This is a genomic window from Phyllobacterium sp. SB3 (assembly GCF_040009165.1).
In the GTDB taxonomy this organism is placed as follows: domain Bacteria; phylum Pseudomonadota; class Alphaproteobacteria; order Rhizobiales; family Rhizobiaceae; genus Phyllobacterium.
Genome location: NZ_JBDYKI010000010.1, coordinates 1 through 24227, shown reverse-complemented (window position 1 = coordinate 24227; position 24227 = coordinate 1). Strand labels below are relative to the sequence as shown.

Here is a 24227-nt window from a genome sequence, read left to right as displayed (position 1 = left end):
TTCTTGCTGGAAGATAAGAAGGGGTTGTCGAATAATATGCTTAAAAACAGCAGGATAGATAGCCATTCGCCTCCGGTTTCACCGGTTGCATACCTAGCTCAATAATATCTATTATTTTGCTTTTTGTGGTTTATGGCCGCTCCAGCGGACATGCCTTGCGAGTACGGAAGATGCCAATTCTATCTGTCCGTCGCGTAGAGCGGTCAAAATTGCACGGTGGTCACGATCCGTAGGGGCTTCCCATTCTGCCCTCCAGCCCAAAAACAGGAAGCGGGCGCTGGTTGTATGCAGATCATCGATGGCTTTCAGCAGCCTTGGCATGCCGCAAGGTATTAAAATGGTTCTGTGAAATGCTCTGTTTGCCTCTTCCCAAGACTGCACATCGCCAGCCTTGTCACCGGCCCGAATAGCATTTTCAGCCTGATCGAGTATGGCTCTGGTCAGGTGCGGTGCCGCATGTTGAAGTGCCAGAATTTCAAGGCTTGCCCGCATTTCGGCCACTTCCTTGACCTCATCAAGGCTGATACCTGCGACACGCACCCCGCGCCGCGGTTCACTGGCTACAAGGCCCTGAGCTTCCAGACGACGAAAAGCCTCGCGCACAGGCACATGGCTTGCACCGAACTCTTCCGCGATATGATCCTGACCCAGTCTGGAACCGGGTTCGAGTGCTCCCGCGATAATGCGATCAGCAAGGGCCCGGCTGATCCGCACCGCGAGTGTTTCATCTTTGGCAGTCGTCATTTTTTATAGATAATTCGCAGGAGGGGCGCCGTCCAGCCGGTATTCACAATACTCGGCTGGAACCAACAGCAAAATGGTTACACTCCGGCTTTGCCAACGAGTTTCAGCGCATAGGCCTGAGTGTAGGCAACTTCTTCCAGTCTTGAAAATCGCCCGGAAGCTCCTGCGTGACCCGCATCCATATTGATGCGGAACAACACTGGATTATCGTCGGTCTTGAGTTCGCGCAGCTTGGCAACCCATTTTGCGGGCTCCCAATAAGTCACACGCGGATCAGTCAACCCTGCCACGGCAAGGATAGGCGGATAGGCCTGGGCGCTGACATTATCGTAAGGCGAGTAGGACGCCATGTAGGAATAATCCGTAGCCGACGTGATCGGATTGCCCCATTCCGTCCACTCGGGCGGGGTGAGGGGCAAGGTGTCATCCAGCATGGTATTGATGACATCGACGAATGGCACTTCCGCGATGATTCCGCCAAAGTTTTGCGGCGCCATGTTCACGATGGCGCCCATGAGCATGCCGCCTGCAGAGCCACCCTGAGCAATAATCCGGTCGTGGCTGGTAAAGCCTTTGGCAACCAGATGTTCGGAAGCCGAGATAAAGTCCTTGAACGTATTCAGCTTGTTGAGACGCTTGCCATTTTCATACCAGTCATAGCCTTTGTCCTTGCCGCCGCGAATGTGGGCGATGGCATAGATGAAGCCACGATCTGCCAGTGACAGGCAGTTTGTATTGAAGCTTGCCGGGATGCTGTGTCCGTATGAGCCATATCCGTAAAGCAGCGCTGGCGCGGAGCCATCGAGTTTGGTGTCCTTGTGATAGACAATGGACACGGGAACAGTTTCGCCGTCATGCGCCGGTGCAAGCAGGCGGCGGGTTACATAGTCGTCGGGATTATGACCGGAAGGCACCTCTTGGGTCTTGAGCAAAGTGCGCTCGCGCGTCCGCATGTTATAGTCATAAAGTTGCGTCGGGGTCGTCATGGACGAATAGGAAAAGCGGATGACTTCCGTGTCATATTCGGGGCTGCCGGATAGGCCGAGTGAAAAGGCCTCTTCATCGAAGGCAATGGCGTGTTCTTCACCTGTCGTACGGTCACGGATAATGATGCGGGGCAAGCTGTTTTCGCGTTCGAGCCAGACGAGATGGTTCTTGTAGGCGGAATGACCAAGCAGGAGACGTCCGGCCTTATGGGCGACGACTTCCTTCCAGTTCGCTTTCTCCGGTGTCGCCACCGGCGCACTCACGATCTTGAAGTCCTTGGCACCGTCGGCATTGGTGAGAATATAAAAAACATCACCGCCTTCAGTGAGGCTGTACTCAACTCCTGGTTGCCGTGATGCGACAAGTTTCGGTTCCGCGGAAGCGTCGTTGGCAGGGATCAGCCAGACCTCCGAGGTTTCATGGTCGTGAATATCCACGAAGACGAAATCATCGAGCGAACTGCCGCCGACGCCAAGAAAGAAACCGGGGTCTTTTTCCTCATGGATCAGGCGGTCTTCGCTCTCCGGCGTTCCAAGCTTGTGATAGAACAAGCGGGAAGGGCGATGATTGGCGTCGACGCGCGTATAGTAAAAGCCATCGGACTGGGCATTCCAGACACCGCCGCCTGACGTATCGCTGACCGTTTCGGCATCATCCTGCAATGTCTGAAGGTCGCGCACCTTGAGCGTGTAATACTCCGAGCCTTTGTCATCGAAACCCCATATCAATCTGGCGTGATCCGGAGAGTGATCGGCAGAGCCGAGGCTGAAATAGGCTTTGTCCTGCCCTTCGAGATCGCCATCGAGCAGCATTGTCTGTTCGCCGCCATCGCGCGGTGTCCGGAAAAAGCGCGGATGCTGGCCTCCCGTTTTGAACGAAGTACCGTATGCGAAAGGGCCATCCTTTGAGGGCACAGACGAATCGTCTTCCTTGATGCGGCCCTTCATCTCTTCGAACAGTTTGGCTTGCAATTCCCTTGTGTCGGCCATGAGGGCCGACTGATAAGCGTTTTCAGCTTCAAGATGGCTGCGAATTGCCGGGTCCAGCGTTGATGGGTCGCGAAACACATCCTGCCAGTTTTCCGCTCGCATCCAAGCGTAATTATCAATGCGTGTTATGCCATGACGTGTATCGGAAACAGGCTGTTTTTCAGATTGCGGAACAGGGTGGGTGGAAAAACGCGACGAATTCGTCATAAGGGACTTTCAAAATGTTGGCGGACAGGCGGAGCAGAAAATCAACTCTGCGCCCGGCAAAACAGCCGGGCTGCGAGACAGATTTCATACAAGCTTGTATCGCGTCAATGCAGCTTTAGTCGTTTGGTCTGATTTGAACGGCAGCCGCTTGGACCTTATGCGGCATCGAACACCAAGGCATTCCCATTCATGCAGTAACGCAGGCCTGTTGGAGGAGGACCGTCAGGGAATACATGGCCAAGATGGGCATCGCAATCGGAACATTTGATCTCGGTGCGGACCATGCCATAGGAACGATCTTCGACAGCTATTACTGCATCGGGTTCAATCGGATTTGTAAAACTTGGCCAGCCTGTACCGGACTCATACTTTGCTTCTGATTTGTAAAGCGGGCGATCACAGCAAACGCACTTGTAAACACCTTTGAGTTTACTATCGAAGTTGGGACTGGAGAAGGCTCGCTCCGTTCCATGGTTTCGTGTAATCTGATACTGTTCTGGTGTTAACTGCTCCCGCCACTCTGCATCAGTTTTTACAACTTTGAACGTTTTTGTATTCATTTTTTATTCCTTTCGGTGCAAATGTAAGCATGAACACTGCACTCGACAACATCCGTTATTATAGAATGCTTTGCGTGAAACGTTATATTCCTCATTTTTGCCATTTTTTGTCTTAGTTGTATGGGGCGAATTCTCGAGTGCACGTCTTGGTTGACGAATGCATTCGCTGAGTGGCGTTATTGTGGCTTCTTGGTGCGATTGGTGTTTAATCTCTGAGTTTGGCTTCATTTGAAATATTTCTTTTGTAAATGAAGTATTGATTTGACAAATTCAGCAAAATCCGAAAAAGAGAGTCGCCAAAGGCGTCGCTGAACCAAGCGCCTTACGAGCTTTATATTGGTGTTTTTTAACTCCCTCCCGATATTTCAAATTAGACGAAGGAATTGGACTTTAATGACCACATTCGACAATTCAAACTCCACAGCCAGCGACGTTCTGCTTGAGCTTACGGCTGAATTGGTTGCTGCTTATGTTAGCAACAATTCTGTTCCGGCCGGCGATCTGCCGACGCTCATCGCGGATGTACACTCAGCTCTGGGCCGCGTTAATGGTGGTGCGGAGACAGTTGTTGCTGTTCAGGAGAAACCGAAACCAGCAATCAACCCGAAGAAGTCCGTTGCGGATGATTATATTGTCTGCCTTGAAGACGGTAAGAAGTTTAAATCACTCAAGCGCCATCTTATGACGCACTATAGCCTGACGCCGGAACAGTATCGTGAGAAGTGGGATCTTGATCCATCTTATCCGATGGTTGCGCCAAACTATGCTGCTGCTCGCTCGCGCCTTGCCAAAAACATGGGTCTTGGCCGCAAGCGCAAGAAGGCCGCTTAAGGCTTTATTTCGGTCTGATAGCCGCACAAATTCAACCTCGCGGAGTCGGTGGGCAAACGTTCACTCTTTTTTCGGGGGGTGATAAATGCGCTGGGACCAGACTGGACTTCCGATTGTGATAATCGGCTTAACGGCGCCTTTGGCGCCGTTTTTTTGTTATGCTGCGTCCGTCTGCCTTGCCTTTGACCGCAGGCAATCCAATGCCTGCTTCAAGCCGATGTGCCGGTTAAGATCGTAGCTCCAGTGGCCGCTTATTCCTTTCAGTCGTTCGCGCTCCATGAGACGCGTGAGACGGAGGCACATATGCATTCTGCTTGCCTCGTCCTGCAAAAGCATCTTTTCCAGATCTACATTGCAAAGTATCTGCAATGCCAGGCGTTGCCGCGTTTCTGTTGCAAGCGTTTCCTTGGCTGCCAGAAACATACCCCGCTCTTTTTTCCATTCATCTATCAACATCGGACCACTCCTTTCATGGATGTCCGATATTATGCGGAGTGCAATGGTGTAGGATAAAAGACCTATAACTTTGAGCACGAAAAACAAATAATACTTATAAAACAAAGTGTTAAAAGATATTTGAGCAAAAACTTATCCACGTTCTTGATAGGAAGTTTATAAGAAGATATTCCTACATAAGAGGTGGAGTTGAGTAATGGCCGCGAATTTCAACCGCACGATCAGATCAGCAGCAGATGCGCGTGCGATGATTTATGCACTCCGTTCGCGTCGTGATAAGGCAAAGCCTGTACTTGTAGTCGCTCAGGCTTGCGAGGCAATCGATGAGCGACCTTTCCGGACGTGTGACCACGTTCTGGATATCTTGTCGGCCTTCTTCAATATCTCCGGCAGGGACCTGCGTTCGCATTCACGCTGCGAACGTGCTGTCGCGCGCGTTCGCCAGATTGGCATGTATGTGGTTCACGTGACGCTTGGCATGTCCATGACAGAAGTTGGCCGCGCCTTCGGGCGGGATCGCAGCACGGTTGCCCATGCGTGTCATCTGATTGAGGACATGCGGGAGGATCAGGATTTCGACCGCATCGTCCAAACGGTTGAAACGGTTGTCAGGGCAGCATTCGCCAATAGCGGGAGGGTGCGCCGATGAGTACTTCTATGCCCCGGGTAGATAATGCCATGCTTGCGCGCCTTTTGCGGTTTCTCGCCAAGGGGCCTGTGCAACTCATTGAAACAGCAACGCCGGGCAAGATGGCGCTGGAAAGCGCAGCCTATGGAGTTATGTCCGCAAAAGGCGATGTCATTATTCATGCCAAAAGAGCGGGACTTTTAGCTTGTAGCAAAGCTGAATTGAGTATTACGGACGCTGGCAAGGCGTGGTTGCGGCGGCAGGAAGCTGGTGTTGACGCCTTCGCCAGTCAGCACCGGCGCGAGGCACTGATACATATTCAGGACGAAAATGGATCAAGCAAAGTCCGCACTAACGAGGCTGAGTCGCCCTTGGCAAACCTGCGTAAACGCAAGGATGCCTCCGGTCGCGCCCTGATCAGCGAGGCGGCATTCAAGGCGGGTGAGCAACTGCGCCGTGATTTCACACTTGGCAATCTTATGCCTTCGATCGGCGTGAATTGGGACGTTACAGGCAGCGGTTCGCGGGCCAACGGAGTTCTTGAAATTACCGACGCTGCTTTGGCCGCGCGCCAACGCGTTGAGCGCGCGCTGAGTGCGGTAGGGCCGGAACTTTCCGGAGTGCTGGTTGACGTATGCTGCTTCCTGAAAGGTTTGGAAATGGTTGAGCGAGAACGGCAATGGCCTGTGCGTTCAGCGAAACTTATCCTCAAGACAGCTTTGGCGGTGCTGGACAGGCACTACAACCCGCCTGCACCAACTCGCTATGGCCCGACGATTATTCATTGGGGTGCTGAGGGCTACCGGCCAGTGATCTGATTAATGCTGTGTTGCATCCGTCGTGCCGAGCGCTGCTTCGGCTTCACGGCGGATGCGGGCGACCATGGCGCGCAGGCCGTTCGAGCGCTGCGGTGTCAGGTTTTCATTGAGACCGAGCTTCTTGAGCACCGCCTCCGGGTCAACCGCGAGGATTTCAGATGCCTTTTTGCCGGAATAGAGCGCCATCATGATTGCAACCAGACCACGCACAATATGCGCATCGCTGTCGCCGACAAATTCAATGACCGGGTCCTGGCCTTCTGACAGCGTACTCTTCAGCCAGACCTGACTGACGCAGCCATTGACCTTGTGCGCCGCATCGCGGGCCGATTCCGGATAGGGTTTCAGATCGCGGCCAAGGTCAATGACATAGCGATAGCGCTCTTCCCAATCGTCGATGAAGTCGAAATCGCCAATGATGTCATCAATAGTCTGTGCCATAGGTACCGTCCTGTTCGGGGCACATATAGTGCTCCGGGCCGCAAACGTCACCGTTTTTATGGATTACATGCTCAGTTCTTTGTAACTGAACCTGTGTGGGCCTTGGCATCGACCTTACTGGTCTCTTCACGCTCACGCGCCACTGCATTTATAATCTCGCGCAAAGCCATTTCGCGCAGCTTGGCTTTTATCGCTTCGGTCTCGCTTGTATCCGAAGTTTCGCCGTGGGCTCTGGCAACCAGCGAATTGGGATCATCGGATTTTTTGCCGAGCTGGGAATCAAGATATTCATAGCCGGCCTTGGCTGCTTCACCGGCGCGGGCACCGGCATTTGCAAAGGCGGCTTTGCCGGTTTCACACGCTTGGGGCTTGCGCGTGCAGAAATCCGAGAGATCGCTGATTGTATCCTGCGCAGCAATCAAGGCATCAATCGTGCTGGGCCCACCTTTTTCATCGGATAGCGAAGGCATGAATATGGACACCACTGCCATCCAGAAGCAGAACTTGATCGCAAATCTGATCAAAAAGAACATGACCCAACCCTTTTGCGCAAAACCAACCGCCATAGGGCGATCCACGCGACGACAGTGACACAAGCTTGGCAAAATACCGTTGAAGCCGGCATCGGAATTTGAGCCACTATAGAAACCAAGCATTAACAACTGTTGAGGCGCAAATCCCCGATTTCACGATTCGGCCTGCCAATCGGCGCTTCCGCGAAACCCTTCATTTACCATGACAGCCACAATCGCTTGAAACGGTGTTTGAGGGGCATTCTGGCCGTCCGTTTTATCCTTTCCTTAAAGCCTCGTCTGCAAAAGTTAACGCCGACAAGAGTGCTTGAAAGAGCATTCGTGAAATGACCGCTTCATTCAGGCGCCAGCCGGGGTTTTGCGGAAAGCAGGAAAAAATTGGTGCCGATTCATTCCGCCACAAGTTCCGATATTGCCGGTAAGAACCGGCGGCTCGATATTGCCAGTCGTTTTCGTGGGCTGTGCAAGCATTGGGTCAATACGTCTGTTGCCTGCCCGGTTGCCCGCGACCGCGATGTGCGCATGGCAGGTGCGTTTCTGGCGATGCCACTGATACTTGCACTTGCCGCTTTGACCAATCATGTCCTTGCTGGTGAAATGGCCGGTATCGTCAGTATGGTCATCGGCGTTCTGGCGCTGCCCATGATTTTCTGCGGTGCGCTTGTCATGTCAAAGGACAGCCGGAAGATTGGGCTTGGTGCTCTCATTGCCTATGGCGCATCTATTTGCGCGATTGCGATTGCCTCGCCGGTGCCAAATCTACTGCTCTGGCTGCTGGCTGCTGCCATTCCGCTTGAAGCATGGTTTATATACCGGACAGAACGCTCGCTACATATTGCTGGCGGCATCTCAGCTGCGGTATTGGCTGTCCTGCTTGGTCTGACAATAATCAGGAGTGCCAACGTCGGGCTTTCTGCTTTTGCGCTGCTCGGCTCGCTTGCCTATTCAGCTACGCTCATTATTCGTATTGCCAATGGGCTCGTTCAGCGCGTTGCAGCGGCTCGTCGTGATGATCGTGTAGCGGACCTTGAAGATGCCATCGACGGCGTGGTCTTGACTTTGGGCACCGATGGACTGGTGAAGTCTCTTTCAGCCAAGGCACAGGAACAATTCGGCATTGCACGCAACCTTCTGATCGGCACGCCGCTGTTCGAACGGGTGCACGTGGCAGACCGTGTGCAGTTTCTCGGCTTTCTCAGCGATATGAAGCGCGGTGCCGCAAGGGCCAATGTCGATGTGAAGCTGCGCTGCGTTGCTCCGGCAGAAACATCCGGCCAGCCGCACCACGTCAGGTTTGCTACCTATCATTTGAGCGCCGTTCCCCACAGTCAGGGCGAAGGTTTTCTGGTTGTTGCTACCGATATCTCTCAGGCTGTTGCCGACCGCCACGCTCTGGTGGCCGCGCGCCGCGAAGTCGAAACAGTGGAAATAACCAAGGGCCGCTTCCTGTCGACAGTGAGCCACGAGCTACGCACGCCGCTTAATTCCATCATTGGCTTTTCCGATATCCTGTTGCAGGAAATCTGCGGAAAATTGCCGGATGGCCGCCAGCGCGAATATGTCGAGCTGGTGCATCGTTCGGGCAATCATCTGCTTTCCGTAGTCAATGCCATCCTTGATGTGTCGAAGATCGAGGCCGGAGCCTATCCGATCTACGCTGAAAGCTTTGCCTTCAAGGATACGGTTGTCATGGTGCACGATATGATGGCGCATCAGGCCGCACAGAAGAAAGTGACCCTGTGCGATCGTGTAAGCCCGCGCATCGGCAATGTCGTTGCGGATAATCGCGCCATTCATCAGGTTTTGATCAACCTCGTTTCCAACGCGGTGAAATTCACTGAAACCGGCGGTGTGGTCACTATCGACGCGCAGGTCGAGGACGATATGCTGGTGTTCTCAGTGAGCGATACGGGTATCGGTATTGCCGAAGCCGACCTCAAGACCTTGGGACAGCCTTTCCGGCAGGTGCAGAACGACTATACCCGCGCCCAGGAAGGTACGGGGTTAGGTTTGGCGACGGTCAAGGGGCTGATCGGTCTTCACGGCGGCGAACTGACAATCAAGAGCGTTCCGGGGCAGGGCACAATTGTGGACGTTCGCATTCCCCGCTCCGGCCGCATTGCCGCCAGCGATGAGCAAGCCGAAGAACTCGCTGCCAATATTGTCGACTTCAAAGAGATTAGCGATGTAAAGGGAGGTTCCCATGGGGAAGCCCGCAAGTCGGCCTAGCAGCCGGACAGGTAAGCGCCGCGCACCTAAAAGAAACCCGGCGCTGAAAGCCCTGATTGCAACAGGTGGCTTGATCGCCAGCAATCCCGGTATTGCAGGTGGTACGACGGCTTTTCTGGTCACGCTCGGTTTCATCTCGGCAAATGCGCTCTGGTATCAGCCGCATGTGCATGAGGGCGTCTTTTTCTCGACGCGTCCGGAGCTTGTTTTCAAACCGATAAAGCAGGAAAAGCCTGCCCTGTCAGGTCAAAAACAGTCATCGGTTGATGCGCCAATCCGCAAGGTTAATTCTGTTCCTGTTCCCAAAAACGAGGACGCAATTGCCGCCGCCATCAATGGCGATCCGGTTCTTGGACCGGGCGGCGATCCCGAAGTCGCTCAGCTTCAGCAGAAATTGCTGGCGCTGGGCTTCTACAGTGGAACGGTAGACGGAATTTCCGGCAAGGGTACGCGGGCGGCGATAGAGGCTTATCGCAAGGCCAGTGCCGAACTTGGTGTTGACGCTGAACCTGCAGTTGGCAACGCCGACGACACGACCGCCAGTATTGCCGTGCCTGCAAAAAAACCGGATGCTGCGCCCGAGAAGGCAACAGTACAGAAAATCTCCGCGTCTTCGGATGAGGGCGGTGCCTCGGAAGGCGGTCTTTCGGCGCCGGAGATCGTCCGCGTACAGGCAGGCCTGCGCGCATTCGGCAATGACAAGGTGGAGATCGACGGCAAGGTTGGCGAATCCACCAAAACCGCCGTTAGCGAATTCCAGAAGCTGTTCCGCCTGCCGGTAACAGGCGAGCCGGATGCGAAGCTTCTGGCCAAGATGCAGGAAATCGGCCTTATCAATTAAATTCACGCCGTGATGGCCTGCAAATGGCACTTTTCTTTGCTTCGGTGCTCATGAACCAAAAGTTCACTGCGCGCCGATACTCGAAATCACCATTTTCGGCACGTCATGACGCGAATTTTCACCACCAAGGATTGTTCTCATGCGGCTGACATCTGATTTCTGGGTTTCCGCATTGGTAAGACGGGTTAATGGCACAGGTGCATTCGCTGCTCTGAGTAACAAAGGGGCGACGGAGGCGGGGGCGATCTTCATCAAGTTTCGTAATTTTGACGGCACATATGATCTTTTCGGTCCCGCGCCACAGATGGTCTATGATGAAACAAAACTCGACGAGCGGCTGTTTACACGGCTGAAATCGGGGTCGGCCGAGATGGACATCAATGACGATCTGGAAAAGCAGAAGCGCTGGGATCGCGATCTATGGATCGTCGAAATAGAAGATTATCGAGGTGATCGCTCAGAGCTTTTTGGGGTGGTTGAGGTTTAGGCTGCAGTATCTTTAATGCGTGGTTCGACAAGGCTCACCATGAGGAAAGTTGGATAGTTGCAGGGAGATTTCTACCTGCGTATCTGCAACATGGTTGTAACCGTGGCCACTGTCATTGCAATCAACAACCTCCCTCATGGTGAGCCTTGTCGAACCACGCAATGAGAATCCTGCTAGCGCAGGGAGATTGCGACTGTCAGGAAACCTTGCGCGCGGTATTCTCTACGTCCTTGGCCATCTCGCGCAGTTTCTCACGCAGTGCTTGCGAGTTTTCCTGGAGCTTCCAGCGCGCGACTGTAAGCCCGGCCTTTTCCTGATCGATCTGGCGATAGGATTGAACAAACAGGCGCAGCGAGTGCAGGTCCTTGTGCACGAGGCCGAAAAGCCCTGTTAGGATAAGGTGTGCGGCTTCCGCCGACAGGCCCAGCGATGCAAAGGCGATTGTCAGTTCAGCATTAAGCCCGCGACCAATAATCCGCGAAGTGTTCTCAACGCCAAGATCAAGCGCCTGTGCAAATTCTGCGTGGAACGTTGCCGTCTCGTCCAGCAGGGCTGCATCGATCAATCGGTCGGCAAGCGCCTGATCATCCGATTGCCCAATGTCGCTGCTGAGCATTAGTTCCTTGAGAGCCTGCCGTGTCTCGCGCAAGCGCTCCGACTGCGGGACGGCAGGGGATTCAGCCTCCACCGGGGGTTGAAACGCCAGCGTGCGTTCAAGTGCAGCATCATCGAAACTGTGCAGCGCATCCAGCAATAGCGGGTCGGTGGTTGCGCGGCGGGCTATGGCCCGGGCATGGCCAAGGCCTTTGCGCCGGATGATATCGAGTAGGTCGGCTGTCTTGAGCACAGGCGAGCGCAGCAGAATAGGCGCGGAAATGTCCACGTCATCTTCGGCAAGTGCCATGATGAGACGGCGGGGCGCATGGGTTAGCTCGGAAAGCACAGCGGCCGCATGGCGGCGCACGCGCGGGGAAGTGAGAGGCAGGAGAGGGACAGCGAGATCTTCGAGTTGCTGAGCATCGCTTTTTGCCGGCCTTGCGACGCAGCAGAACGCGGTAATGGACGCGGTAAGGAGATCGTCAGCCTTGCTGCCGCCACTGCGGTCTTCAAGCGCCCGAAACTCAGGATACTTCACGAACACACTCCAACACTGCACGCAACGCAATAACAGTTTCTAAAATTAGCCTCTAAGCGTTAGCAAGTCGTTAACCATCGACGTGTCTTATTAAATAATAGCGCAAATCACGCGCATACGGCATAAGTACCAACAGGCATCTGCGTAGCATTCGAGTTCAGGAGAGCAACGAACCTTACGGATGGACCAAATGGGATTTGTAATCGCATTTCCGGGAAGCGCCAAAACGCGCAGCAACCGGGACACAAGAAAACGTCAGGTAACCGCCGAGATCACAATCTTTCCCGGCGTGCGGTATGAACATTATGCAGCCGAGCCGCAGAAGCGCGACAAGACAAAGCATCAGCGCCGGTTTTTCGACAAGATGCCCCAACCGGGCTGATTTGAACCTGTTCTTGTGAACGCAGCTATGTGACTATCAGGACTCGCATATCAGGAGTCCCGAATGTTTATCGTTTCCCTTACCTACATCGCGCCGTTGGCCGATCTTGATGCCGCAATGGCAGACCACGTTGCTTTCCTCGAAAAACACTACGCTACAGGAATGTTTGTTGCCTCCGGCCGGAAAGTGCCGCGCACCGGCGGTATCATTCTCGCAAAAGCGGAAAGTGAAGCGGCGCTTCTCAAAGTACTTGAGGAAGACCCGTTTCACACACGCAAGCTCGCCAATTTTGACGTACAGGAATTTGCGCCGTCAAAAGTACAGCCGGGGCTTGAGGGGTTGCTTTGAATCCCTAGCTACGCTGGCTGCACCAATGTAGTGCGTGGTTCGCTCATGCAGTCCGAACGGCAATAAAAACGTTACTGCTGTACACCCGGATATGCCCATAGACCTGAAACCCGCATCAGGTCCCGGTAGATGACCAGCCGCTCATCAGCCGAAACCTTGGCGGCCTCCTCCACGGAAGGGGCGTCCAGCGCGACGACCGGCACGACATTGGCGTCAAGATCATATTGCTTCAGCGCGTCTTCCAGCAAGGTGCGGGCACGGCGCATATGGCTGGAACTCGTAACCAGAATAACGCTGTCGGCCGTATGGCGTTTGATAAGATTGGCAACGTTCAGCACATTGCCGACAGTGTCCTTGGACTTGTCCTCGATGAGAATGCGGTCGCGGTCTACACCGCGTTCGACCAGCCATTTCATCATGACATCGCCTTCGGTAACACCTGCCTGCGGCTGTCCGCCTGTCACCATGACACGCGCAGTCGGGTTTGCCTGCGCAGCCTTGAGAGCGACATCCAGCCGGTCCAGCAATGGCTTTTCGGCTGTACCATCCTTGGCCAGCGCATAGCCGAGGGTGACGATCATGACCTTGCCGGATAGGGCGGGAGCATCCGTGTTCGGCTTTTCGGCGATGATTTGCTCTGCGCGCACAAAACGCTGGCGATAAGCCTCGGCGCGTTCACGGTCGAGACCGGCCAGAGCCTGATGCGCAAGACCAGCTTCGGTTTCATCATTACGGATGCGGCCAAGCGCTTCCAGCCATGCCTGCGCATCGAAAGAAGTCGGGTCTTTCGCAAGGATTTCCTCGTAAGTCGCGCGTGCGCCATCAAGGTTCTTTTGCAAAATCTGTGAGGAAGCAACGGCAAAGCGGAAATCCAGTCGCTCGGGCGCCAGCTTTGAAGCTTCCGCAAAGGATTGCTCAACCACATCATACCGGCCATGCAGGGTGATACCCTTGAAAATCTCCGCTTCCGCCTTTTTCACATCGCCGCCTGACCAGTAATATTGCATGCCGGTATCAACCAGCGTCTTGATGCGCTCGGCATTCTGCGGGTCATAGGCAAATGCAAGCGAGGTGCTCAGTGTCAGCAAAGCAATGGTTGCGGCAGCGATCTTTTTCATGGGTCACTCTCTCTATCGGGTCCGGTTGGCGTACACTGGTTTTGTAACGGCTAAGCTACAGCAACGGCGAGCAGTTCGCGTTCTTGAGGAAGGAAGCAACCTGCTCGCTCCATGACTCGTCCGGCACGAAACTGCGGATGACGACAAATCCCTCGTCCATATCGGCTTCGATCAGCACGGAGTTTTCAGCGGAAAGCGGCTTGGATTTATTCAGTTCGATCATCTGCAGCGGTGTTGCGACGACCAGATCAAGCTGATCGGCAATCGCCGTGCGATCATTGATTGAATAGATGTTTTCACCCTGACGATTATAAACGGAAATCGACCAATAGGGCAGGGTGCCGACGCCCGTTATGTGGGCTGGCAGGTCGGTGATATCGAACCGGCACGCCGCAGCCTGAAACAACGGGTCAAACGCAAGGCGGGCAGTGCCCGGCTTGGTTTCTCCGGTCACCGTATGGAATTGCCAATCGTTTCCATAGGCTGAAATACGCGACCAGGCGTTGCGATCCGAGTAATGAGGCACAAGCAGCACAACGCTGATATGGATGATGCCTGCGCCAATGAGCCCAAAAAGAAGAGTGCGCAGAAGCTTACCCATCGCAGCTAATCCTTGTGACCGCGGGGAAGGTCATATCGACAAGACCGGAATTGCTGCCCACCGGCGTATCATACAGCGTCATAACGAGAGTCATGCGCCCCGAACCGGATGTGGCAAGCCAGTTTTCGGGTTGGGCGTGCGGCGAAACAGTGACAACGAAAGTGCCATGCTCACCGCGCAGGATTTGCCGTGAGTGCAACGCAGGCAGGCGGCCAGAACCGGGGTCCAGTGGCAGCAAGGCGCGATCAGCAGCATAAAGGGTCCAGAAGCGGGAGTTCGGGCTATTACCACTTAGACTGTAGGTGCAACGCCGGTCGAGCGCCGCGCCCTTGTCGTCGTCATAGGCATAGAACGCCAGCCCTTCGGCAGAACCGAGCGGAAAAGCGCCTTCGCGCGCTGCGCGAGCCTTGGCATAAGGATCGGAAAGCGGCGTGCCAGCATCCGGATGGCCTGTCCACTGGCCGATAGCGAGAGCGCCGAAGCCATCGAAACGGTTCACCGCATACCATGCGCTCATTGTGCCGCCGCCGACGGCAATGACAAGCGCAACAAGGGCGAGGAAGACATTACGAAGCATGAACGATGACTACACGGCGTTATCGCAACGCGCAATCAGCGTGCGGAAACTTTTGTGGGAAGCAGGGGCAACTTCAGCTTGGGCGCTGTTTTCAACGCCTGATCAATCTCCCGCAATACTTGCGCGGTAGCGTTGGAAAGAACGCGGGGCCGCTCGCCAGCCTTGATTTCGCTGTCTGTATCGGTGGCAGTATTTTCAGCCACGACTTTTTCCTGCTTCGGCATGGTCGGGTCGATGCCGGGAATAGCCTTCAGGTCGATATTCTGGTGCGCGTAATTCATGAAGCGCTGCCATGTCATGGCGGGTAGTATGCCACCTGTCAGTTCCTTGGTTGGTGTGAAATTATCATTGCCGAACCATACTGCCGCCGTGAAGTTGCCGGTAAACCCGACAAACCACGCATCGCGATAGCTTTGGGTCGTGCCGGTTTTGCCTGCAACGCGAGTCATGGGCAGGGCAGCACGGCGTCCTGTACCCCATTCCGGCACCTGGGACAGCATGATGTTCATGTTGTTTGCCGCGGTTTCCGTCAGAACGCGGTGCGGCTTGGCGCCGTCCTTGCGCCAATCCCATAGAACGTCGCCATTCTGGCTCGATATCTGGGTGAAGGCGTGGCGCATGCCAACAATGCCGCCGGTGGCAAAGACATTGTAGCCTGTTGCCTGATCCATGACCGTCATGCCTGATGTGCCAAGCACCATGGTCTTGTGTGAACTGATTGCTGATTCAACGCCCATCGCCTTGGCCAATGCCACGATAGGTGCAGTGGTGAGATAGTCCTTGGCGAGGCGTACCGGCACGGTGTTGATTGACTTGACCAGAGCAGTCGTGAGATCGATCTTGCCCAGATAACGGCGGGAGTAGTTCTGCGGTGACCAGTTGCCCCACGATACCGCACCACCGGAAACCAGTGTTTTCGGCGTCATGCCTTTTTCCATCGCCGCAGCATAAACGTAAGGCTTGAACGAGGAGCCTGCCTGTCGCAGCGCGGCCGTGGCGCGGTTGAACTGGCTGAGGCCATAATCGCGCCCGCCGACAATTGCCCGTACTGCGCCATTGTTTTCAAGAACGACAATGGCAGCCTGTCCGACGTGATATTCCTTGCCGTATTGGCGCAAATGATATTCGGCGGATTCTTCGGCGGCCTTCTGGATACCGGCGTCGAGGGTAGTGCGGACAACAAGCGTATGCGTGCTGAGGTTTTGAGCAACCTTGCGAACCTCATCAAAGGCCCAGTCGAGGAAGTAATCGGGGCTTTCAAGACGGCCGCGATCAACCACGGTGGCGGGATTGCGCCGCGCACCGACGACCTGACCTTCCGTCATCAGACCGCCTTGCACCAGATTGCTCAGCACCACATTGGCGCGGGCGCGGGCGGCGGGAAGATTGACGTGCGGGGCATATTTCGCGGGCGCTTTGAACAGGCCAGCCAGCATGGCGGCCTCGGCAAGGTTCACATCCTTGACGCTTTTGTTGAAATAGAATTGCGATGCGGCAGCGATGCCGAATGTGCCGCCGCCCATATAGGCGCGGTCGAGATATGTCTGGAGAATTTCTTTCTTGCTGAGGTTGGCTTCAAGCCAAAGCGCAAGGAAAGCTTCCTTGATCTTGCGGTCAAGGCTGCGCTCATTGGTAAGGAACAGGTTTTTCGCCAGCTGCTGGGTGATCGTCGATCCGCCCTGAACCACCGAATTGGCGCGCAGATTTTCCGTCATTGCCCGCGACAGGCCGAGGAAATCTATGCCGAAATGATCGAAGAAGCGCCGGTCTTCCGTGGCAAGAACCGCCTTGATGACATGGTCCGGAAGTTCGTCGATGGGAACGGCGCTGCGATGAAGAATGCCGCGCTGGCCGATTTCATTGCCGTAACGGTCAAGGAAGGTGACGGCAAAGTCATCACGGGTGCGCCAGTTTTTGTCCGTCTCGTGAAATGCCGGTATCGCCAGCGTCAGCATGACAACAGAACCGGCAGTGCCCCAGGTGAAACCTTCGCCCAGTACCTCGATAATCGCGCGCCGCCAGCCTGAAACATGGAAGCGGCGGAAGAATATCGTCAGATCTTCCCAATATTCGGCAGCACGAAACCGCAGCTCGTAAAGCGATGAATCAATCCATGCATCAAGCCCTAGAAGTGGCGAGACTCTGAATCGTTTACGCTTATCTGGCTTGGTCTCTTTCATCGAAACTCTGTGCCTGCCCTGTATCCACATTCCCTATAAAGAATATGGTGTATCCGATTACGCTTAACAGCTTCTGAAGTTTGTTATTTTGAAGCGTTGCCTTGTCATTTCACCCCGATGGGCAGATTAGCCCCTTTTTATGTCCTGCGACAAGTGAAGCCAAAAAATCCGGCTTTCTGTGCAACGGAAGCCTCGTGAATTTTTCTCTTGCAAATGGCGGGTTCCGATGGATTGCTGGCCTTTGATTTCAAAATGGAGCAGGAACATGTCTATTGAGCATTGGCTGGCATTCGTCGCGGCATCGGCAATTCTCCTCGCCATTCCCGGGCCGACCATCCTGCTGGTGATTTCCTATGCGCTTGGCCATGGAAGACGGTTCGCTATGGCAACTGTTGCAGGGGTCGCGCTGGGCGATTTCACAGCCATGACAGCTTCCATGCTCGGCCTTGGCGCGTTGCTCGCAACATCTGCCACGATTTTCACGGCATTGAAGTGGATCGGCGCGGCCTATCTGATCTATCTCGGCATCAAACTCTGGCGCGCGCCTGTAGCCGATCCGCAGACAGGTGAAGCGCCGGTAAAAAACGAGAAGGCGCATCGCATCTTCCTGCATACCTATGTCGTGACGGCTTTGAACCCGAAAAGCATCATCTTTTTCGTAGCGTTCCTACCGCAATTCCTCGACACGACGCGTCCGATACTGACGCAGATGATGATCTTCGAAACAACGTTCCTTGTGCTGGCGACACTCAACGCCGGAGTCTATGCGTTGATGGCATCCATGGCGCGCCAGACAATCCGCAAGCCTCGCGTGCAGCGTATCGTTAACCGGACAGGCGGCTCGCTGATGATCGGAGCAGGACTTCTCGCCGCCGGATGGAAAAAGGCATCGTAAGAAAATTTACCTTTATAGGAAAATAGTCCTTGACTGCGTAACGATGCTGCTGTAGATATTAGTCATCGTCGGAATTGTGACTAGGGCCTTCCGCCAGTCAGCCGACATGCTTCAAGGACAATTGATGACAACCCCGTTTGCGATGGCAATGCGCCGGCGCAGCGCCTTTGCGCTGTGCCGCGAATACGGTATCCCGCCCGGCGAGATTGCGCCGTTGCTTGGCGTCAGCGAGCAATGTTTTCTTGGCGGGATTCATCGTGATGGCCTTTCGCTTCAGGACATGCAGCAGGGCAACAGCCAACTGCGTGCCGCCCGGAAAATAATGGAACTGCTGCGTAAAGAGCTGGAAACACTTTCTGCTGTTGAAAGCGAAACGTCGAGCAAAGCACGCCTCGACGCGCTGGCGCTTCTGGCTCGCACGATCGACAAGGTGAGCGACCTGCAGGACAGGTTTGATGCGACGCGGGAAAGCAGTTCCAGCGGGCTTTCGCCCGATGAGCTTCGCGTGGTTTTGAAACGCATTGATGAAAGGATCGATGAACTTGCTCACATCCGCGCACAAGAGTTGGGCATTACACAATCTAAGCAAGCGGGAGACGGAGGCGGTCAATCCGGAATGGGTATTCACAGGCAGAACGACACAACAGCCGCCGGAAAATGATTGGCATACATGGCTGATCCTTGGCGGTCGCGGGTCGGGCAAGACACGGATGGGTGCCGAATGGGTAAGCGGAATGGCTCAGGGCTATCGGCCATTTTCCGACACCCAATCATTGCACATTGCTCTTGTCGGCGAAACATTTGCCGATGTGCGCGAAGTGATGATTGACGGTCCTTCCGGCATCATGTCGGTCTCTCGGGCTGAACGTCCACGCTTTGAGATGACAAGGCGTCGACTGCTCTGGAACAGCGGCGCGACCGCTTCGATGTTCTCGTCGGAAGATCCCGAAAGCCTGCGCGGGCCGCAATTTGACGCGGCTTGGTGCGATGAATTGGCGAAGTGGAAAAATGTGCAAGCGACATGGGACATGCTGCAATTTGGTTTGCGCCTTGGTCAAAACCCGAAACAGGTCATCACAACGACGCCGAAACCATTGCCGTTGCTGAAGAAAATGCTGGCCGATCCAAGTATTCCCGTGCGCCGCATGAAGATGCGCGAGAATGCCGATTTTCTGGCACCCGGCTTCGTCAAGCATATTAGCGGGCTTTATGGCGATACGCGACTTGGGCGTCAGGAACTTGATGGAGAACTGATCGAGGAAAGCGAAGGCGCTCTCTGGTCACGTCTGATGATGGAAAATGTCTTTTGTCCCGATGTGCCGGAGCTGAAACGCGTTGTCATTGCTATTGATCCACCTGCGAGCGCTACCAAGAAATCCGATGCTTGCGGGATTGTCGCTGCTGGCCTTGATGACAAGGGAATAGGCTGGGTGCTGGCCGATGAAAGCTTTGCCCCTGCCAAGCCGCACGAATGGGCGCGGCGTGCCATCGCTCTATACTATCGGCTGGAGGCGGATTTGATGATCGCGGAGGTCAATCAGGGCGGCGATATGGTGCCCGCCGTGATTGCAGCCGAAGACATGAATGTGCCGGTAAAGCCGGTGCGGGCCAACCGCGGCAAGGCGGTACGGGCAGAACCCGTCGCGGCGCTTTACGAACAGGGCAGGGTGCGTCATGCGGCGCGATTTCCAATGCTTGAAGATGAGATGTGCGACTTTTCTCATACTGGCCTTTCCAACGGCCGCTCGCCCGACCGCGTGGATGCTTTGGTTTGGGCGCTGAGTGATCTTTTCGGCAGGCGCGACAACCGGCCGAGGGTGCGCGTAGTTGGCTGATCGAGAACCGCTCTAAAAACGTCATAACAGAAAGAATTCCAACCATGGCAATCAACTGGCCGTGGCGCAGAAGCGCCGCGAACGAGAACCCGCATCTGCAGCAAAAGTCAGCACAGGGTTTTGTCGCCCTGCAATTTGACCGGGAAGCGCGCTGGTCGCAAAGCGGCTATGTCGGCCTGTCACGGCAGGGCTTCATGCGCAACCCTGTAGCCTATCGCTGCGTGCGGCATTTGGCAGAGGCAGCGGGGGCTGCACCCTGGTTGCTTTATGAAGGCAAGGCCGAGCACAGCGAACATCCATTGCTGGCACTTCTGGCCAGCCCGCATCGCGGCATGGATGGAGCAAGCTTCTTTGAGGCGCTTTACGGGCATATCCTTCTATCGGGCAATGCCTATATCGAGCGCGTGCAGGGCGGCGGGGGAGCGAGCGAGTTGCATCTGCTGCGCCCGGACCGGGTGCGCGTAATGGCCGACGACAATGGCTGGCCGATTGCGCTGGCTTATGGGGCAGGCGCGCAAAAGCGCACAATACCTCTCGATGACGGGCGCGGGCTGCATCTGAAACTGTTTCACCCGCTCGACGATCATTATGGGTTTGCACCCTTGGAAGCGGCACTTATGGCGCTGGATATCCACAATGCGTCCGGCAGCTGGAACAAGGCGCTGCTTGACAATTCGGCCCGCCCATCAGGGGCGCTGGTCTATGCGCCGGGCGAAACCAGCCATTTGACCGAGGATCAGTTTGATCGGCTGAAAGGCGAGCTTGAAGAGGGTTATACGGGTGCGGCGAAGGCCGGAAGACCTTTGCTGCTGGAAGGCGGCCTCGACTGGAAAAGCATGGGTCTTTCGCCGCTCGATATGGATTTCATTGCAGCAAAGAACACGGCCAGCCGCGATATCGCGCTGGCGTTCGGCATTCCGCCGATGCTGCTCGGTATTCCGGGCGACAATACTTACGCCAATTATGCGGAGGCAAACCGCGCCTTCTACCGCCTGACAGTGCTGCCTCTGGTCATGCGCACGGCAAAGGCAATCAGCGGCTGGCTTGGCCCGGTTTTCGGCAAGGATCTGCGTCTTGAGCCTGATCTCGACCGTATCGACGGTCTGGCTCAGGAGCGCGATGCATTATGGGCGCGCATCTCCGCTGCACCATTCCTCAGCGATGAGGAAAAGCGCGAAGCTGTCGGCTACGCGCCGCAATAAAGACGGCAGTTCCGGACGGAAAACCGCCTCGCACTTTTCCTGGAATTCCAATTTCTTGTTTCGCAATTCCGGACGGAAAACCGCTTCACACTTTTCCTGGAATTGCTTTGAAAGGAAGAAAATCATGACAAACTGGTCCGATGCCGCCTGGATATTGGCGGCAAAGGCGGCTGGTGCCATTGCTGGTTCCGCCGTCTCTCTCGCCTACATGCTGCCGCGCGACAAAAGCGATGCAGCCATCCGTTTCATCGTAGGCATTGTCTGCGGCCTCGCCTTCGGCGGTGTCGCAGGCATCAAGATTGCCGCCGAACTCGATATTCGCGGTCAGCTTGGCGATGGCGAACTCATGCTGATGGGTGCGGCTGCGGCAAGTCTTGCGGCATGGACGGCACTTGGCGTTTTCGCACGCATCGCTGCACGCATGGGCGAGGCAAAAGCACCGCCGGTTATCCCCGATTCCTCTGACAAGGGGGATGCGGCCAATGCCGGTTAGCCTTGGGCTTACTCGAAGAACAATTCCGCTCATCGAAAAGAAGTTTGCCGGCCTGACGATTGAGAATGTTACCGCCGATGGCAGCTTTACAGGCTATGCCAGCCTTTTCGGTGAAGTGGACCTTGGTAAGGACTCCGTGGAAGCGGGAGCCTTTCTGAAGTCTGTACGGGAGCGAGGCCCGGGTGGCATCCGCATGCTCTGGCAGCATGATCCCAACCAGCCTATCGGCGTCTGGACGGAAGTGCGCGAGGACAAGCGCGGACTTTACGTAGAGGGTAAGTTGGCGAAAGGCGTCGCCAAGGCTCAGGAAGTGCTGGAGCTGATGCGATCCGGCGCAATCGATGGCCTCTCCATTGGGTTCAAAACTGTGCGTGCCAAGGCGGATGGCGCGGGCGTGCGGCACATTCACGAGGCTGATCTGTGGGAAATCTCAGTCGTCACCTTTCCCATGCTGCCTTCGGCAAGAGTGGGGCAGGTTAAAAGCCAGCCGCCGGATTTGCAGAAGCCAAGCTATAAACATCCGCCGCAGCTGCTCTGGAACATCAAAGCTAATGAACTGCTGCTTGGCGCACTGAAGCGTGCCAGCCCGACCGACTACAACCGCCGCTGGATTGAAAGTCTGCAAGCGGAGAATGCGGAGTTGAAACGCCGCTCGAACAACTATGAGCTGTTTCAACTGTGGCTGACGCACAAATATGATCCGAACCAGCCGCGTGTGTCCGAAGGCAACTCCGATGGAGGGCAGTGGACCAGTGGTGGAGGAGGCGGGCAGGCGAGTGCCGTTAATCGCCCCATTACCTCGAGGGGAGGCCGTTTCGCCGGAGCAGTGCCTGCGCCGAAGCCACAAGGTGCGGCACCCAAAGCGCCGGACGGCACACCGGTTCAACTGGCTCAGACTCGCGGTGGGCGTGGCGCACGTGGTCCAAACGTCCGTATCATCGCGGGACGTCCTCAGACGGTAACGCCAGAACAGGAACTTAGACTTGAAGCATCGCGAATACGCGCCGATGAAGCAGTCCGAAGTGTACAGCAACGGGATCCAAGCTGGAAACCCCGTGCCGGTATTTATGAGAACGTAGAGGGCCAAATCCGCTACAATCAGGGCCGAGCGCTAGAGGCTGAGGGTAGAATAAGGGAACTCGATTTCACGACAAGGCCAGCTTATGTTCCACATGGTTTTCGCAACAGTCAGGACATTGCAGGGTTTCGCCAAGACTTGCGTAGCGGATATGTTAGAGCAGGCCTGAAAGATGTAGAAACCTATATTCGGGGAAGCGCCGTTACCGGTCAGAGTTTCAAGAGAAGAGTACCATTCGATGAAAAAAGCGATTTGGACATGGCCATTGTCAGTCCGATGTTGTTTCGACGGGCGGTAAATGAAGGGTGGAACTTGCGCACGAGCGGAAGCCGTACGGAGCGGCTAACGGATAGTCAGCTTCAAAAGCTAGGTCTCTTGAAATTACGTGATACATTAACGTCGCGTATGGGCGGACGAGATGTAAATTTTATGATTTATCGATCACAAGTCGATGTAGGTCGTCGCGGCGAATATGAAATTATCGATCATTATGGATTGGTGCCTTACTAAGGGGGGCGATTTTGAACAGAGAAATTTTATTTGGAATTCGTTGTGCAGAAGTAGAGGCAATGGAAATTGAGAATTGGCCAATTGATACCGACGCACTTGACGAACATCATAAGCAGTTGGATGACAGAAAACTGTCTATTATGCAGGGCATTGCGACAAGTATTGAACAAGTAATTGGCGGCGATTTGCAAGAGAGAAACAGCGACCATAAGGGAACCTATTATCGTTTGAAAAGCGCGGATAGATATTTAGAGTTAAGAGAGAATATGTTTCCGGCAGAGGAATATGAGCCGATTGAACCCGATTTTGCTCAGTATCCATTTCTGCTTTATATTTCTGAGATCGAGAACTATCCAACCTATCCAGATTATTTGGCTGCAATTCAAAGGCGACAGGACATATTCGTAAAGCTGCGAACTACAGAAGTGTAACTATGTTCTGTATCTGAGCGTCTCGTTTGCGCATCTGTACCATACCACCGAAAGAAAGTGGATTGCCACCAAACGAGTCGAGACTTGGGATTTGTAATTTTTGAGACCAGAGAAGCGGTTGTTAATCGGAAAACCCCATTTGCTATACTTGATAGAAATGGTAATTTTATAAGATCCGAGACAGGTGAGTGATGACTGAAGTAATATTTGGAATACAAAACGAAGAAAAAGATGCCATCTGGGATTTAAGAGAATTTATTGCCATATCTGAACTGATAAACGCATGTCTGAATATAAAACTCGAAATGGGAGACAGTGTAACATATGGAGATTATTTCTCTACAACACCAGACGAGGAAATTGTATACTTGCATACGAACGAATTGATTGATGATGATGAATTACTTGAGCAGGATTTTCCCGAGTATGCATATCTTCTTTATATTGATGACATAGAAAATAACCCCGAATATGTCGCTGCGATTGAAGCGAGGTCGGACGTATTTGTGAAGCTGCGAACTAAAGAAGTCTAACTGTGTTCTGTATCTGAGCGTCTATTTGTGCTGACGTGCTCCCGTTAAATTAGTCCATTCTCAACTGGAATTTTCCAATAATGCCCCGGTTACGGGCTGAGGAGAAACCGATGAAGAAGACGAAGTTTACAGAAGCGCAGATCGCCTTCATTTTGAAG

The 24227-nt window shown here is 54.4% G+C and carries 26 protein-coding genes and 1 pseudogene; 16 read left to right on the top strand and 11 right to left on the bottom strand.

The genetic code is table 11. From position 1 onward, the window contains the following. Positions 1 to 111: 111 nt before the first annotated feature. The 3 genes from ABKW30_RS25570 to msrB form a co-directional block, all read right to left on the bottom strand. Positions 112 to 744, bottom strand: a complete 633-nt coding sequence (locus ABKW30_RS25570; protein ID WP_348601774.1) for a GntR family transcriptional regulator — start codon at positions 742 to 744, stop codon at positions 112 to 114. 77 nt (positions 745 to 821) lie between these two features. Beyond that, a complete protein-coding gene (locus ABKW30_RS25565; protein WP_348601773.1) occupies positions 822 to 2927 on the bottom strand; it encodes a S9 family peptidase in 2106 nt (701 codons plus the stop codon). Between the two features lie 155 nt (positions 2928 to 3082). Then, positions 3083 to 3487 carry a peptide-methionine (R)-S-oxide reductase MsrB gene (msrB, locus tag ABKW30_RS25560; RefSeq protein WP_348601772.1) on the bottom strand — a complete coding sequence of 135 codons (405 nt, stop codon included), beginning with the start codon at positions 3485 to 3487 and terminating at the stop codon, positions 3083 to 3085. A gap of 393 nt (positions 3488 to 3880) precedes the next feature. Here msrB and ABKW30_RS25555 point away from each other — a divergent pair, with 393 nt between their 5' ends. Then, complete coding sequence (locus tag ABKW30_RS25555; RefSeq protein ID WP_348601771.1) at positions 3881 to 4318, top strand: MucR family transcriptional regulator; 438 nt, start codon at positions 3881 to 3883, stop codon at positions 4316 to 4318. 156 nt (positions 4319 to 4474) lie between these two features. On the opposite strand, the gene ABKW30_RS25550 is transcribed toward ABKW30_RS25555, so the two are convergent. Continuing rightward, the gene (locus tag ABKW30_RS25550) at positions 4475 to 4774 is read right to left on the bottom strand and encodes a cytoplasmic protein (RefSeq protein WP_348601770.1); all 300 of its coding nucleotides are present in this window, start codon (positions 4772 to 4774) and stop codon (positions 4475 to 4477) included. A gap of 196 nt (positions 4775 to 4970) precedes the next feature. Here ABKW30_RS25550 and ABKW30_RS25545 point away from each other — a divergent pair, with 196 nt between their 5' ends. Both ABKW30_RS25545 and ABKW30_RS25540 read left to right on the top strand, forming a co-directional pair. Beyond that, positions 4971 to 5423, top strand: a complete 453-nt coding sequence (locus ABKW30_RS25545; protein ID WP_348601769.1) for a helix-turn-helix domain-containing protein — start codon at positions 4971 to 4973, stop codon at positions 5421 to 5423. Beyond that, the gene (locus ABKW30_RS25540) at positions 5420 to 6220 is read left to right on the top strand and encodes a DUF6456 domain-containing protein (RefSeq protein WP_348601768.1); all 801 of its coding nucleotides are present in this window, start codon (positions 5420 to 5422) and stop codon (positions 6218 to 6220) included. The genes ABKW30_RS25545 and ABKW30_RS25540 overlap by 4 nt, the downstream gene beginning before the upstream one ends. Here the strand turns inward: ABKW30_RS25540 and ABKW30_RS25535 are convergent, their stop codons facing one another. Then, positions 6221 to 6661: a SufE family protein gene (locus ABKW30_RS25535; RefSeq protein WP_348601767.1), complete on the bottom strand. Its 441-nt coding sequence runs from the start codon at positions 6659 to 6661 to the stop codon at positions 6221 to 6223. A gap of 71 nt (positions 6662 to 6732) precedes the next feature. Then, a complete protein-coding gene (locus tag ABKW30_RS25530; RefSeq protein WP_348601766.1) occupies positions 6733 to 7227 on the bottom strand; it encodes a DUF5330 domain-containing protein in 495 nt (164 codons plus the stop codon). A gap of 348 nt (positions 7228 to 7575) precedes the next feature. On the opposite strand from ABKW30_RS25530, the gene ABKW30_RS25525 reads away from it, so the two are divergent. The 3 genes from ABKW30_RS25525 (at position 7576) to ABKW30_RS25515 (ending at position 10751) form a co-directional block, all read left to right on the top strand. Continuing rightward, the gene (locus ABKW30_RS25525; protein WP_348601765.1) at positions 7576 to 9423 is read left to right on the top strand and encodes a PAS domain-containing sensor histidine kinase; all 1848 of its coding nucleotides are present in this window, start codon (positions 7576 to 7578) and stop codon (positions 9421 to 9423) included. Further along, the gene (locus tag ABKW30_RS25520; protein ID WP_348601764.1) at positions 9398 to 10264 is read left to right on the top strand and encodes a peptidoglycan-binding domain-containing protein; all 867 of its coding nucleotides are present in this window, start codon (positions 9398 to 9400) and stop codon (positions 10262 to 10264) included. The genes ABKW30_RS25525 and ABKW30_RS25520 overlap by 26 nt, the downstream gene beginning before the upstream one ends. A gap of 139 nt (positions 10265 to 10403) precedes the next feature. After that, positions 10404 to 10751 (top strand): DUF1491 family protein, encoded by a 348-nt coding sequence (locus tag ABKW30_RS25515; RefSeq protein WP_348601763.1) that lies wholly within the window; start codon positions 10404 to 10406, stop codon positions 10749 to 10751. Between the two features lie 196 nt (positions 10752 to 10947). On the opposite strand, the gene ABKW30_RS25510 is transcribed toward ABKW30_RS25515, so the two are convergent. Beyond that, entirely contained in the window at positions 10948 to 11886 is a 939-nt protein-coding gene (locus ABKW30_RS25510; RefSeq protein WP_348601762.1) for a DUF2336 domain-containing protein, read from the bottom strand. A 190-nt stretch (positions 11887 to 12076) separates the two neighbouring features. On the opposite strand from ABKW30_RS25510, the gene ABKW30_RS25505 reads away from it, so the two are divergent. After that, the gene (locus ABKW30_RS25505) at positions 12077 to 12268 is read left to right on the top strand and encodes a hypothetical protein (RefSeq protein WP_348601761.1); all 192 of its coding nucleotides are present in this window, start codon (positions 12077 to 12079) and stop codon (positions 12266 to 12268) included. A 63-nt stretch (positions 12269 to 12331) separates the two neighbouring features. Continuing rightward, the gene (locus ABKW30_RS25500; protein ID WP_348601760.1) at positions 12332 to 12616 is read left to right on the top strand and encodes a YciI family protein; all 285 of its coding nucleotides are present in this window, start codon (positions 12332 to 12334) and stop codon (positions 12614 to 12616) included. 71 nt (positions 12617 to 12687) lie between these two features. Here ABKW30_RS25500 and ABKW30_RS25495 read toward each other — a convergent pair whose 3' ends face one another. From ABKW30_RS25495 to ABKW30_RS25480, 4 genes are read right to left on the bottom strand one after another with little or no spacing between them, the layout of a single operon-like run. Then, positions 12688 to 13734 carry an ElyC/SanA/YdcF family protein gene (locus ABKW30_RS25495; RefSeq protein WP_348601759.1) on the bottom strand — a complete coding sequence of 349 codons (1047 nt, stop codon included), beginning with the start codon at positions 13732 to 13734 and terminating at the stop codon, positions 12688 to 12690. Between the two features lie 55 nt (positions 13735 to 13789). After that, positions 13790 to 14335, bottom strand: coding sequence for a DUF1254 domain-containing protein (locus ABKW30_RS25490; RefSeq protein ID WP_348601758.1), 546 nt, complete (start codon positions 14333 to 14335; stop codon positions 13790 to 13792). Then, the gene (locus tag ABKW30_RS25485; protein ID WP_348601757.1) at positions 14328 to 14912 is read right to left on the bottom strand and encodes a DUF1214 domain-containing protein; all 585 of its coding nucleotides are present in this window, start codon (positions 14910 to 14912) and stop codon (positions 14328 to 14330) included. The genes ABKW30_RS25490 and ABKW30_RS25485 overlap by 8 nt, the downstream gene beginning before the upstream one ends. A gap of 35 nt (positions 14913 to 14947) precedes the next feature. Continuing rightward, entirely contained in the window at positions 14948 to 17092 is a 2145-nt protein-coding gene (locus ABKW30_RS25480) for a penicillin-binding protein 1A (protein ID WP_348601756.1), read from the bottom strand. A gap of 265 nt (positions 17093 to 17357) precedes the next feature. On the opposite strand from ABKW30_RS25480, the gene ABKW30_RS25475 reads away from it, so the two are divergent. The 8 genes and pseudogenes from ABKW30_RS25475 to ABKW30_RS25440 all read left to right on the top strand — a co-directional run bounded on the left by ABKW30_RS25475 (position 17358) and on the right by ABKW30_RS25440 (position 24069). Beyond that, positions 17358 to 17987, top strand: a complete 630-nt coding sequence (locus ABKW30_RS25475) for a LysE family translocator (RefSeq protein WP_348601755.1) — start codon at positions 17358 to 17360, stop codon at positions 17985 to 17987. A 124-nt stretch (positions 17988 to 18111) separates the two neighbouring features. Beyond that, entirely contained in the window at positions 18112 to 18648 is a 537-nt protein-coding gene (locus tag ABKW30_RS25470) for a hypothetical protein (protein WP_348601754.1), read from the top strand. After that, a complete protein-coding gene (locus ABKW30_RS25465; RefSeq protein WP_348601921.1) occupies positions 18530 to 19822 on the top strand; it encodes a terminase family protein in 1293 nt (430 codons plus the stop codon). Before ABKW30_RS25470 ends, ABKW30_RS25465 begins: the two co-directional genes overlap by 119 nt. 44 nt (positions 19823 to 19866) lie before the next feature. Then, on the top strand, positions 19867 to 21024 hold the full coding sequence (locus tag ABKW30_RS25460) for a phage portal protein (protein ID WP_348601753.1): 1158 nt from the start codon (positions 19867 to 19869) through the stop codon (positions 21022 to 21024). 124 nt (positions 21025 to 21148) lie between these two features. Continuing rightward, complete coding sequence (locus ABKW30_RS25455) at positions 21149 to 21517, top strand: DUF6107 family protein (RefSeq protein WP_348601752.1); 369 nt, start codon at positions 21149 to 21151, stop codon at positions 21515 to 21517. Beyond that, positions 21507 to 22022 (top strand): annotated as a pseudogene (locus ABKW30_RS25450) (HK97 family phage prohead protease); the annotation flags it as partial. The gene ABKW30_RS25455 and the pseudogene ABKW30_RS25450, both read left to right, overlap by 11 nt. A 1094-nt stretch (positions 22023 to 23116) precedes the next feature. After that, positions 23117 to 23536 carry a hypothetical protein gene (locus ABKW30_RS25445; protein ID WP_348601751.1) on the top strand — a complete coding sequence of 140 codons (420 nt, stop codon included), beginning with the start codon at positions 23117 to 23119 and terminating at the stop codon, positions 23534 to 23536. A 191-nt stretch (positions 23537 to 23727) separates the two neighbouring features. Then, positions 23728 to 24069: a hypothetical protein gene (locus tag ABKW30_RS25440; RefSeq protein ID WP_348601750.1), complete on the top strand. Its 342-nt coding sequence runs from the start codon at positions 23728 to 23730 to the stop codon at positions 24067 to 24069. The last annotated feature ends 158 nt before the right edge of the window (positions 24070 to 24227 follow it).